This window comes from Clostridium sp. DFI.1.208 (genome assembly GCF_024463855.1).
Taxonomy (GTDB): domain Bacteria; phylum Bacillota_I; class Bacilli_A; order Erysipelotrichales; family Erysipelotrichaceae; genus Clostridium_AQ.
In genome coordinates this window covers 1-11,116 of the sequence record NZ_JANGCA010000091.1, presented here as the reverse complement: position 1 = coordinate 11,116, position 11,116 = coordinate 1, and the positions used below count along the sequence as shown (strand labels likewise).

General features: G+C 39.5%; 13 protein-coding genes and 3 tRNA genes. 4 read left to right on the top strand and 12 right to left on the bottom strand.

Going from position 1 to position 11,116, the window contains the following annotated elements; translation table 11 throughout:
* Positions 1-259 precede the first annotated feature (259 nt).
* From NE665_RS22490 to NE665_RS22480, 3 genes are all read left to right on the top strand, one after another.
* Complete coding sequence (locus NE665_RS22490; protein ID WP_233104859.1) at positions 260-637, top strand: helix-turn-helix domain-containing protein; 378 nt, start codon at positions 260-262, stop codon at positions 635-637.
* Between the two features lie 57 nt (positions 638-694).
* Complete coding sequence (locus tag NE665_RS22485) at positions 695-1,078, top strand: helix-turn-helix transcriptional regulator (RefSeq protein ID WP_233104860.1); 384 nt, start codon at positions 695-697, stop codon at positions 1,076-1,078.
* A gap of 365 nt (positions 1,079-1,443) precedes the next feature.
* Entirely contained in the window at positions 1,444-1,953 is a 510-nt protein-coding gene (locus tag NE665_RS22480) for a hypothetical protein (protein WP_233104861.1), read from the top strand.
* A 33-nt stretch (positions 1,954-1,986) separates the two neighbouring features.
* On the opposite strand, the gene NE665_RS22475 is transcribed toward NE665_RS22480, so the two are convergent.
* From NE665_RS22475 to NE665_RS22450, 6 genes are all read right to left on the bottom strand, one after another.
* Complete coding sequence (locus tag NE665_RS22475; protein WP_233104862.1) at positions 1,987-3,156, bottom strand: site-specific integrase; 1,170 nt, start codon at positions 3,154-3,156, stop codon at positions 1,987-1,989.
* Positions 3,157-3,339: 183 nt separating this feature from the next.
* Positions 3,340-3,413, bottom strand: a tRNA-Gly gene (locus tag NE665_RS22470).
* 5 nt (positions 3,414-3,418) lie between these two features.
* Positions 3,419-3,494: transfer RNA gene (locus NE665_RS22465), tRNA-Asp, on the bottom strand.
* Positions 3,495-3,525: 31 nt separating this feature from the next.
* Positions 3,526-3,601, bottom strand: a tRNA-Asp gene (locus tag NE665_RS22460).
* Between the two features lie 172 nt (positions 3,602-3,773).
* Positions 3,774-4,106: a type II toxin-antitoxin system PemK/MazF family toxin gene (locus NE665_RS22455; RefSeq protein ID WP_002607657.1), complete on the bottom strand. Its 333-nt coding sequence runs from the start codon at positions 4,104-4,106 to the stop codon at positions 3,774-3,776.
* On the bottom strand, positions 4,106-5,092 hold the full coding sequence (locus tag NE665_RS22450; protein ID WP_117444145.1) for a hypothetical protein: 987 nt from the start codon (positions 5,090-5,092) through the stop codon (positions 4,106-4,108). Before NE665_RS22450 ends, NE665_RS22455 begins: the two co-directional genes overlap by 1 nt.
* Positions 5,093-5,188: 96 nt before the next feature.
* On the opposite strand from NE665_RS22450, the gene NE665_RS22445 reads away from it, so the two are divergent.
* Entirely contained in the window at positions 5,189-5,380 is a 192-nt protein-coding gene (locus tag NE665_RS22445; protein ID WP_117444144.1) for a DUF378 domain-containing protein, read from the top strand.
* Positions 5,381-5,541: 161 nt separating this feature from the next.
* Here NE665_RS22445 and tsaD read toward each other — a convergent pair whose 3' ends face one another.
* Genes tsaD through NE665_RS22415 form a run of 6 tightly spaced genes read right to left on the bottom strand, consistent with a single transcriptional unit; the run spans position 5,542 to position 10,569 of the window.
* Positions 5,542-6,573 (bottom strand): tRNA (adenosine(37)-N6)-threonylcarbamoyltransferase complex transferase subunit TsaD, encoded by a 1,032-nt coding sequence (gene tsaD, locus NE665_RS22440; protein ID WP_117444143.1) that lies wholly within the window; start codon positions 6,571-6,573, stop codon positions 5,542-5,544.
* Positions 6,570-7,019, bottom strand: coding sequence for a ribosomal protein S18-alanine N-acetyltransferase (gene rimI, locus NE665_RS22435; protein WP_117444142.1), 450 nt, complete (start codon positions 7,017-7,019; stop codon positions 6,570-6,572). Before rimI ends, tsaD begins: the two co-directional genes overlap by 4 nt.
* Positions 7,016-7,621, bottom strand: coding sequence for a tRNA (adenosine(37)-N6)-threonylcarbamoyltransferase complex dimerization subunit type 1 TsaB (tsaB, locus tag NE665_RS22430; protein WP_117444141.1), 606 nt, complete (start codon positions 7,619-7,621; stop codon positions 7,016-7,018). Before tsaB ends, rimI begins: the two co-directional genes overlap by 4 nt.
* Positions 7,621-8,073, bottom strand: a complete 453-nt coding sequence (gene tsaE, locus NE665_RS22425; RefSeq protein WP_117444140.1) for a tRNA (adenosine(37)-N6)-threonylcarbamoyltransferase complex ATPase subunit type 1 TsaE — start codon at positions 8,071-8,073, stop codon at positions 7,621-7,623. Before tsaE ends, tsaB begins: the two co-directional genes overlap by 1 nt.
* Before the next feature lie 12 nt (positions 8,074-8,085).
* Positions 8,086-9,306: a peptidoglycan bridge formation glycyltransferase FemA/FemB family protein gene (locus NE665_RS22420; protein WP_117444139.1), complete on the bottom strand. Its 1,221-nt coding sequence runs from the start codon at positions 9,304-9,306 to the stop codon at positions 8,086-8,088.
* A 15-nt stretch (positions 9,307-9,321) separates the two neighbouring features.
* Positions 9,322-10,569 carry a peptidoglycan bridge formation glycyltransferase FemA/FemB family protein gene (locus NE665_RS22415; RefSeq protein ID WP_233104849.1) on the bottom strand — a complete coding sequence of 416 codons (1,248 nt, stop codon included), beginning with the start codon at positions 10,567-10,569 and terminating at the stop codon, positions 9,322-9,324.
* Positions 10,570-11,116 lie beyond the last annotated feature (547 nt).

Here is an 11,116-nt window from a genome sequence, read left to right as displayed (position 1 = left end):
TTAACTATAGTTCTTTTCAACATATTTACATTCACAATTTCAAAGATCGAATACTATATTTTCAAGTATTTTATATTTCATACTTTTTCATAAATTACTACTTGACTTTAATATAGTTGTCTTTCTCCATTACATATCATGGAATCTGCCATCCATTGCATGTACACTATATTACATTAAATGGAATTTGTCAACACCAGAATATTGATTAAATGGATATTTTGTGTTATTATTGCTACATAGAAAGGAGGTTTATTCAATGACACCCAATGATCGAGTAAAAAATTTAAGAAAAGAATTGGGTCTTAGCCAGAAATCATTTGGTGAAAAGCTAGGTATAAAAGTTTCTTCCGTTTCAGCTATCGAAAATGGTGTTAATAAATTAACAGAGTTGATGGCGAAATCCATATGCCGTACTTTCAATGTTGATTATTTCTGGCTTACTGAAGGTGCTGATGTTGATATGTTTACCGCATTTCCTGAAACCATCATTGATGAAGTGGCTGAGCAATTCGATTTAAATAAAGATGACAGAGCTTTGATTGAAACATATCTTGAAGCATCACACGAAGAACGAAAAGCAGTACGAAATTTTTTCCAAACGTTTGCAAAAAAAATACAAAAAAACGAGGAATGAAAACCTCGTTTTTTTGTTGTACTTATGCTAATATGAATTAAAAAGGAAGTGATTGTTTTGAAAGAGAGATTAAAATTATTAAGAAAAAGTTTAAGATTAACACAAGCAGCGTTTGGTGATAAACTTGGTCTTGATCGCAATACAATAGCCAATTACGAGGATGGGAACAGAAAACCAAGTAATGCCATATTGAAATTGCTATGTAAGACATATAACGTTAATTACTTATGGCTCACTGAGGGCAAAGGTGAAATGTTTGAAATATCGGATACGGCTCTGGATGATTTAATAATGCAATATGATTTGAATGAAGTGGATACGTTTTTAATAAAGTCATATCTCAATATGTCGAAAGAAGAACGAGCTGAATTCGCTGATGTGATTTTAAATAAATTACTGACCATATTAAAACAGGAATTGCACACTGATCAAAAGCATTAAGCACCTATAAAGCACAGTAAAAAGCGAGGTTTCCCTCGCCTTTTTGTTACTTGGTAAAGTGATGCATTACATATGTGTAAATACGGCGTAGTTTGCTTAATGAATGAATCTGTGTAATCATTTTGATAATACAATTTCTATATTCATCTTCTGACATATGCTTGCGTTCTCCTGTTTATGGCACCTTTTGCAAAACATGTGTGTATATTATAACATTTAAATGTTAAATTTTACATATTATTGCTAAGATTGAATTTATTACCATTTTTTCATTAAGAAAGAACATCCTTTTTGAATGATGAGTAAATTTTACCATTCTGTATGATATAATATTTTATAGATATCGATATGGAGGGATATATAAAATGAAAAAATCGATTGCTGGTATTTTATGTGTTATGCTGTTTGTGGCTTTGAGTGGATGTGGGGATACTAAAAAAGATTTATTAACCAACCCAGCTGATAAAGATGTAAAAGCTGCCATTGAAAAGCTGGATGGAGTAAAAAGCACCTGTATGGTTACAGAAGATAATGATCCAAACGGGAAACTTAATAAAGACGGTGGTTATACAGGCGCTGTATATTTCAGGCTTAAACAGGTTGATGATCAATTGGCAAAAGAAAAATACTCATCACCATATGGTGATGACGCTTGCGATGTTGGAACTATCGGTGGTGGTCAAATAGAAATTTATGCAAATGAGAAGGATGCAAACAAGAGAAACGATTATTTATCTTCTTTTGACGGCTCTGTTGTTGGTGATTTTCATTCTGTGAAAGGAACATTGGTAATCAGATTAAGCGATGACCTAACTGCATCTCAACAAAAAGATTTAGAAAAACAAATTATTGAGCTTATGAGTGAGAAAAAATAAAAGCTGCAATCAAAAGCAGCTTTTTTTCTATAGTCAATGCTTATCTGATGCTCCTTTATACTTGCTGTTCATGATATCCATGATTTCTGTTTCTGATGCAGGAAACATATGTGCATATACCTTCATAATCGTTTCTGGCGTGTCTCCTAAGCGGGAAGCCACAACCAGCATATTTGCACCGGCATTTAATAAATACGATGCGTGAGAGTGCCTGAGGGCATGCAGATTCAATGTTCTGATATGCTTTATCTCTTTGTTTCCATTTATCTCATTCTGCTCATCTATCATCTTATTCGCCTTTATGATCTGCGCCTTAAAATTCCTATCTAACGACGATTCAACAAGCGGCTTATCATATCCAAACACAAAACCATTTTCATTAAAATTTCTTATCTTTTCCTGATCCTTTTTATATGCTTGCAATATATCAATCAATTCACATGACATTTCTCTGGTTCTGATGCTATTCTTTGTCTTTGGCGGTGTTATCTTATAAAGCTCATCATCCACTCTATACGTTATTGTCTTATTTACGCGGAGTGTTCTTTTTGCGAAATCTATATCATTCCAGGTTAATGCCAGAGCTTCTCCTTTGCGCAGGCCCTGGAGGTACAACAGGTCATAGCATACTGAAAAGCAGTCATTATTACTTGCTGCATGGAATAGCTTATATTCCTCATATGTCCAAAACTTCATATCATCCTTTATTTCATCCGGGCGTTTAATCTTATGAACGCGCTCCATCGGATTGATAGATATATACCCTTCAACCTTCGCATACTTAAAAATCTTATTTAAAGTGTGATAAAACTTATTGATATACGCTTCTTTGTATCCTTTTGCATCCATGTCATCTATTATCTTCTGCAGAGTGCCTGGCTTGATTAAAGCAATTTTATAGTGATAGATTTCTTTTAATTTATTTATGATTTCCTTATCGGCGATAATCGTTGAGCCTTTAACCGCTCCTGATCTGCGACGCATATCTACATATTTATCACAAACCTCTATAAATGTAATCTGCCCCTTATGTGTTATTTCCTCGCCCATTTTCACACGCTCTAAAAAATTTTGTTCTAGTAACTCAGCTTCTTTTAATTTTGTGATACCAGGACAATATCTATTATAATTCTGATATGTGCCATCTTCTTTTAAATACTTTCCTTTAAAATATATCTTCTTTCCTTTTCTATATGCTGCCATAAAATCACCTCTTAATTTCATTTTAAATGAATATCATATATATTCAAGCATTATTTTTCGTCATATTTTCGTCATGATATGTATTATCGGTAATTATAATATATTATAAAAATGCGTTAAACCCTTTAAATAAAGGCTTTTTTTGCAGAAAAAAACTTCCTGAAAAGGAAGTTAATATACACATGGAGCAGATGAGGGGAATTGAACCCCCGTATCAGCCTTGGCAAGGCTGTGTTCTACCATTGAACTACATCTGCATAACTGGCGGTCCAGATGGGACTCGAACCCACGATCTCCTCCGTGACAGGGAGGCATGTTAACCACTACACCACTGGACCAGCATATTCAAATAGATTTCAAAGATTTAAATGGCGGTCCAGATGGGACTCGAACCCACGATCTCCTCCGTGACAGGGAGGCATGTTAACCACTACACCACTGGACCTTCAGCTTGTATCATCACAATGCCTGTATATAATATCATGAAACTTCATTCTTGACAAGTAAAAAATGAAAATTTTTATAGATTTCTTATCACTTTTTTCCTATACCTATCACCGCCATCGCCTCCTCTATAAGAATGAAAAAGAGATTCCAAATAGGAACCCCTCCTGTACTCATATACTCAGGCTTACCCGAATTGCCCGATTGATCTTTTCCAGTGTTTTTTCATCCAATGTACAGATCCACTGCCCCAATCTCTTTTTATCTATGGTACGCAGCTGCTCACAGAGAATCATAGAAACATAGCTCAGAGAATCATCGCTAAATATGACGTGTGTGGGAATTGGCGGCTTCGACATCTTTTTTGAAATAGGAGCAACAATGATCGTTTTTGAATAACGGTTGCCTTTGTCATTCTGTACGACAACAACCGGACGAACGCCTCCCTGCTCACTTCCGACAACCGGAGAAAGATCTGCATAATATACATCTCCTCTCCTTATCATTACTTCATCACAGCCACCTGCATGCTCATAATCACCTGCATCATTTCCTCCGGGCTCAGGTCATCAGAAAATACAGTGAACTCAACATTATCATACACCGCACTCAGATGGTTTCCATCGTAGAATCCCACCACATCCAGGGCATCCATCATTTCTCCGGGCATGATTACTGTCTGCGTTTCCTTTACGCTTTTCTTCTTTGTTTCCACAACCGTAAAATTCTTATCTCCCGTATACTCCAGAACATGCTTCGTCTGTCCATTCGCATTCATACTGCTGATATTCTCAAGCTTGGCATCATACACCATAACCGGATATAAAGGTAAATCAGCATCCGTTATTGCCGATGTTGCTTTTGACTTCTCCAAAACAGTCGGTGCTTTAAAATAATCATCCTTAATTTTTGCATTATAATCCGACTTGGTAAACACAATTTTAAGCTCAGATGTATTATCCTTGTTATAAATCTGCAGCCACTTCAGCTTAGAATCCTTATCAAACATGATTTCTTCATGGTCGAAGTTTTTATTATTCGGATAAGATACCTTGCTAGTGACAAGATAGCCGCCCTTTTCCTCCTTAATCGCTGCATCCTTTCCCTTTACAATATCTGCAATCGACTGCAATAGATACGGTTTTGGAGAGTTCATCGGCCAGTCTCCCTCAAACTTGAAAATCTGGTTCAGACTCGGTGTTACTACAAAAACACCAGCATCATTCCGAAGAATGATCTGTTCCTGATTCAGCTCCTTATCCGTCAATGTCACCTTGAAGAAATCCTTATCGGCCTTCTTATATCCGACCTCCACAGCATATGTCTTCACATCTTCACCCTTCGCAATTTCCATATTGCCTTCCAGGATATAGGAATTCATATCAGACATCTTTTTCTCAAACTGCTTATCAAAGGATTTTGGTTTCATTGCGAAGATTAGAGCGATAGCCAGAACAACAATACCAACGCCTGCAATGATTTTTGATTTCATATTAAATCTCCCTCCTGCTCACCCTACTTTATGCCCGGATTTCCGGAATCATTCATAATTGAAGAATATTTTCATAAAGTAGAACAGGTGAAGAAAATGAAAAAAACACAAAAAATTTGTCTCATTATTACGATTATATTCTGTCTGAACTACGCTTTGTCCATGCTCTTAAGCTTTCACTATCTGACACAGCTGATTACCTCGATTCCCTGGCTGGAGAAAGTAGTAGCTTTTATTATAGGTGTATGTGCGTTTATCGATATCCTCGCATTCAGACAGGAAGAATAGAAATACGTCTGATAGGAATCCTTCCAAAAAAAGCGAAAGCTCTTCATTGCACCAAACGCCAAACAGCTGTAAGGAAGCATTCCAACGCGAATGGTAGCTTTTATGAAATGAAAAAAAAGAAAAACCCCGAATTCAGAAAAATCCAGAGCTTTTCAGTTACTTTATACATGGCTTACCGCAGCTGCCTCCAGTTCGATTCCAGGATCTGCTGTTAAATCAAAGTCTCCTCGCACACCGTGCGTATACGCAATATATCCTGCCACTGCGATCATTGCCGCATTATCTGTACAGCAGGATAAAGGAGGAATGATAAATTCAACATCCTTATATTTTTCAGCGAGTCCCTTTTCCACCTTTTCACGCAAACAAGAATTCGCGGCAACACCGCCCGCTAGTACCATTTGGGCAGGGTGATATTCCTGCAATGCATACTCCGCACGCTCCAGCAAGGCACCAAATGCGGTTTCCTGATAGGATGCAGCCAAATCTGCAGCAGTAAAGGTTTCATTTTTCCGCTTACAACGGTCAATAAACTGCAATACACTGCTCTTCAGACCACTGAATGAAAAATCCATCGGATTTTCTGTCTTTGGCCGTGCCAGCTTATAAATCGGCTTGCCTTCCTTGGCGATTTTATCCACGTAAACACCGCCAGGATATGGCAGCCCCAGCACACGTCCTACCTTATCTCCAGCTTCACCAATCGCATCATCCTGCGTAGTTCCAAGGATCTCGAAGCTCCACTCATCCTTCATATAGACTAGCTCCGTATGCCCGCCGGATACGACAAGTGCCAGCAACGGAAACTTCAAATCCGTTATCAGGCGGTTTGCATAAATATGTCCGGCAATATGATGCACCGGTACCAGCGGCTTATGAAAAGCCCAGGCAAGCGTCTTTGCAGCCTGTACACCAATATGCAGACAGCCCACCAGACCCGGTCCCTGCGTAACAGCAACTGCATCAATGTCCTCCATTGCCACATTTGCTTTATGCAATGCCTCTTCAATCACCATAGATATGTTTTCTACATGAATTCTACTCGCAACCTCTGGAATAACACCGCCAAATTCCTTATGTACATCAATCTGTGTTGCAACGACATTGGACAATATCTCTTTTCCGTCCGCCACAATCGCCACAGCTGTTTCATCACAACTGGATTCCACAGCCAGTATCAGCGTCTGTTTCATACCAAATTACCTCCCAGGGCTTTGCACATCACAATGGCATCTTCGCCATTATCATTGTAATACCCTTTACGTATATTAACCTTAATAAACTCATAGGAATCATAAAGACCACGCGCAGCTACATTGGATGGCCGTACTTCCAGCATAATGGTTTCACACTGCTCTTTCTCTGCCGCTGCAATCATAAAATCCATCAGACTACGGCTGTATCCTCTTCCCTGATAAGCAGGATGCACAGCAATATTCGCCAGCTGACAGCATTCAAACGTCGTCCAGAAATCAATGAAACCTGCAATCTCCTGATTCTCTTCCAATACATATAAATGGCCAAATTCATTTTCATGCAGCTCATAAAGAAACATCTCTTTTGTCCAGCGACTGCTGAAGCAAAGCTCTTCAATCTGCAGAATGCGCTCCAGATCTCTGTCTGCAGCCCTGCGAATCATGGCTTTACCTTATATGCATCTGACTCCTTTAAGTAACGCGGAGTCAGCGTATGTACATTCTCAACTTTTCTATAATACGGACGCAATGCGATGAAATTCTCAAGAAACTGTGCTTCACTCGCCTTTTCATCAATCAGCTCACAATCTCCAAACAGCTGATAATCCGATTGCTCGACAAGCATACGAATTTCATCCAGTGTCAGTATCTTTTCTTCCTCAACAAATTTACCGCCCTGTAAAGCTCCTGTATATGCACGCTGACTTCTGGCATCCAGCATAACAAATGCATGCTCATGTACTCCTGCATAAAGCTGCAGCGTCGATACAGCATACAGCGGTATATGCTTCCTGGTACATAAAACCTTCGCAACGCACATTGCAATGCGCACACCTGTATAGCTTCCCGGCCCATCTGTGATCACAACCTCATCCACATCGTCACTATCCCAGCCAGCTTCCTGCATCAGGCGCATAAGCTCCGGAAATATTGTCTCTGATTGCTTTTTCCATGATAAATTTGCAGTACCACATATCATACAATCATCTTCATACAGCCCGATAACCAGATACTTATGCGCACTGTCCAAGCATAATGTTTTCATTATAACGCCTCCACAATTTCTTCATACACTTTGCCATTCGGATCAAGAGTAAACATACGTTTCTCCTCTTCTCCCTCAATTCTGGTGATGGCAATATGCAAACGCTCCCTTGGAAGCTGACTTTCAATAAAGTGCGGCCATTCAATCACACATACGCCATCATCCTCGAAATATTCTTCAAATCCAAGATCCTGTGTGATTCCCTCCAGCCGATAGGCATCGATATGGTAAACCGGCATGGACGCTCCCTGATATATTTTCAATATGGTGAAGGTCGGTGAATTGATTGTTTTTTTAACACCAAGTCCCTTGCCGAGATATTTTGTAAATGTTGTCTTACCAGCTCCCAGATCACCACTTAATGTAATCAGCATTCCCGGCTTTATAAGAGAAGCTAATTTCATTCCAAGCTCTCTGGTTTCCTCCAGTGAACAAACAGGTATTTGTTTCATCGTTCTCACCTCTTATTTTTTCTGCAGCGCTTTCTTCCTCTGCTTCATCGCCCATTGTGATAGAGCGTACAGTGATTTGTATACGGGTAAATCAAACTCACCGACAAATTCGTTTATGGTAGGATTGTAATTCGCCTTGAATTTCGTGAGTCCACCCTTCAGACTGCCTTCAATCCCCCCCATGTTGCTCCAGCGACAGCCCTTTTCAAAGCTCCATATCATACATCTATAAAAGCTGGCATAGGGTGCCATATAACGTTTATAGCGCTCATCCATACCTGCATACAGTATCTCCGCAGTTGGTCCGAATTTCACACATAATGCTCCGGAAACAACTGCAATATCTCCGTCACGCTCCAGATTTTCCTGCAGCTCTTTTACCTCACGGCTGAGAGAAGCATGTAGCTCTTCCAGTGTAAAGCGCTTTTTCTTTGCATTCTCCGGACATTCTTCCAAATCCTTTTCATTTTGCTCATACCGCCTTTTTGTATCCTCATAGAGCTTACGAAGCGGCAGCTTAGCCAAATAGATCACGGCATCCTCTCCGTAGATTTCCATAAGGCGCTGAAAATATTCCTCGTCACGCAGATGAATGTTTTTACGTTCCTCCGTACAATGCATTACCTTTGCAAAATCCTCCACGCCATCCATATGATAAGGCGAAACCTCAATCATTTTCTTCTGGACGGTCTGCAGTGCTTTCTTACAGCTTTTAGACAAGGTCGCTTCAAGGTTCTCACCGGCATAGACATTGGCATGATAACGCGGCTGAATGGTATCATCAATATGCTTGGTAAAGCCCTTGAATACAGCTCCCTGCTCCTGCAGCATCTGTATCATAGCATCGATATGCTCATAATGGTTCTCATTTGCTTCTTTGATTGTGTAATCATTACAGTGAACCGCCGGATCAAAGGTGATAAACAGGCATCTGAATTTCTTTGCATAGCGTCTCAGCTCTTTCATAAGAAATGCTACAAGTGCAGAATCGGTATAATCCAAGACCGGTCCGCGCGGAATATAAAACATACTGAACCCCAACGGCAGCGGCTTGATTAGGATCATACAGCTTGCCACCAGCTCTTTCTGATTAGTTACACCTACGATTACATGCTTCCAGTTTTCCTTAACAAGACCCCAGCTACTGGATTGCAAAAGATTACATAATTCATGATTGCTTACAAACGCATCATGCTCCTTCGCATCGACTTGTTCTATAAATTGATATTGCATACTACCTCCATAGAACTACTTGTTCTTTAATTTCTTATATAGTGCATACGGCCCTTTTTGTATGGGTAGGATAAAGTCACCAACCAGCTCTTCCACAACACCGTGGAAGCCCTTTTTAAATTCATAAACCCCATAATCCTGCGCATTCTTATCAAAATCGCCGGATATGCCATAGAAATTATATTTGCGAATTCCATGCTTCAGAGCATACTGCAACATATGCCACTGAATTGCATACGGCGCATTATATTTCTTGAAGGTATCGTATGCGGCACTGTAAAGATAGATGAGCTCATCTTGCGACTGTATAAAAAACGATGTAGCCATAGGTATACAGGCTCCATGCTCCTGCTCCAATAGTTCAGCTTCTCTATATTTTTTTTCATTTAATGCGAAGGCTTCATCCACAACCTTTTTCTTCTTGATAAATTTCTTGCTGTTGGGAAGCTCATCAAGCTTGGCAAGTATCTCTGCATATTCTCTTTCCAGCTCCTGCTTTTCCAATTCCAGCTTCCTTCGGAAATCATTCAGATCAAGATATGCCAGCAGCAGCTTTGCATCCTCTCCATATGCAATCATTTGATTTCGATAAAATTCAGGCTCGCGCTCCACAAATTCACAGCGCTGTGAGGTATGGTGCATCATATCAAGGAAAATATCCAATTCATCAATCGTTAATTCACGTACCTGTATTCCCTGCTTTAAGGTTTTATTCACAGACCAGCGTGTCTGTTGATGCATCTCCTTTAAAAGCATTTTCTCATCCTTGCCATCTAAATATAGTGAGAACATCCAGCGAATTTCTGAAATCACCTGAAAATCCTTAGTGAATCCCTGATGCTCATATCCGGAGGCTATCATATTTTTCACGACATAGGAGTGATCAAAGCCGTTCTCTACCAGTTCACCATCGATATCGCGCTCTTTATATAGTACATTTGGATCAACAATCAGATACAGGCCCTTTTTCTTCTTTAAATAAGCTGTCAGCTTTTTTGTGAAAAAACGCAAAAGCTCCTCATCGCGATAATCTATTAGAAAACCGCGTTGTGCATAATAAAATCGGTACAGCTTCATCACTGGTATGGATGTCAATGGAGTAGCGCATAGAAGCTTATCCTGCTCCTTTACTCCAACGTATTCAACATCCCAATGATTGATTTTCTTTAATTCCATCGCTTTCAGCGAGTTCATAAAATCCCGATAGGGATGCTGATTCTGGAATGCTTCATATTCCTGAGGTGTTAACGTTGTAAATTCCAAAATTTCGTCCTCCTTTTCGGATCGATCATAGTCACCAAGCCCTGTATATATGTATGGTTCCTCATATCGTCAAAACAGTATTATTATACCACGTTTGCTCATGATTTTTTAGAATAAGGGCGAAATTTAAAAGAAGTTTGCAGTTTTACAATAAAAGCACATACATTTGTTTATAAAAATGATAAGGTGGGCTATTGAACATGGCATTTCAGCAACATGCAAGCTCTGTCTTTTAATACATTCTATGATTCAGAACAGCTGTGCTGCATTCTACCCGGGTTTCTGACAGTAAAAACTACCGTATAGTAAAGGCATGCTCCTCCTATTTAGGCGCCTCTATTACTCTTTCGATAGAATTGTAATAAGGAAAAGGAATCATCAGAATCGTAAAGGCTTTCTACCGCCTTGCTAGCTTTGCTAATAAGTAAAAAAAAGACCCATCAGATGATGAGTCAGATTACCTGGCAGCGTGCTATCTTTACTGGAGCCAGTCCAGCTATTGTCGCCGCTGATATGCTTAACTTCTGTGTTCGGGATGAGAACAGGT

What these genes read in the sequence shown, in the direction of transcription:
- NE665_RS22420 (WP_117444139.1), bottom strand. Translation starts at nt 9,306, where the DNA reads ATGCAATATCAATTTATAGAACAAGTCGATGCGAAGGAGCATGATGCG.
- NE665_RS22480 (WP_233104861.1), top strand. Translation starts at nt 1,444, where the DNA reads ATGAAAAAATCGATTGCTGGTATTTTATGTGTTATGCTGTTTGTGGCT.
- rimI (WP_117444142.1), bottom strand. Translation starts at nt 7,019, where the DNA reads ATGATTCGCAGGGCTGCAGACAGAGATCTGGAGCGCATTCTGCAGATT.
- tsaB (WP_117444141.1), bottom strand. Translation starts at nt 7,621, where the DNA reads ATGAAAACATTATGCTTGGACAGTGCGCATAAGTATCTGGTTATCGGG.
- NE665_RS22455 (WP_002607657.1), bottom strand. Translation starts at nt 4,106, where the DNA reads ATGATAAGGAGAGGAGATGTATATTATGCAGATCTTTCTCCGGTTGTC.
- tsaD (WP_117444143.1), bottom strand. Translation starts at nt 6,573, where the DNA reads ATGAAACAGACGCTGATACTGGCTGTGGAATCCAGTTGTGATGAAACA.
- NE665_RS22475 (WP_233104862.1), bottom strand. Translation starts at nt 3,156, where the DNA reads ATGGCAGCATATAGAAAAGGAAAGAAGATATATTTTAAAGGAAAGTAT.
- NE665_RS22445 (WP_117444144.1), top strand. Translation starts at nt 5,189, where the DNA reads ATGAAAAAAACACAAAAAATTTGTCTCATTATTACGATTATATTCTGT.
- NE665_RS22450 (WP_117444145.1), bottom strand. Translation starts at nt 5,092, where the DNA reads ATGAAATCAAAAATCATTGCAGGCGTTGGTATTGTTGTTCTGGCTATC.
- NE665_RS22490 (WP_233104859.1), top strand. Translation starts at nt 260, where the DNA reads ATGACACCCAATGATCGAGTAAAAAATTTAAGAAAAGAATTGGGTCTT.
- tsaE (WP_117444140.1), bottom strand. Translation starts at nt 8,073, where the DNA reads ATGAAACAAATACCTGTTTGTTCACTGGAGGAAACCAGAGAGCTTGGA.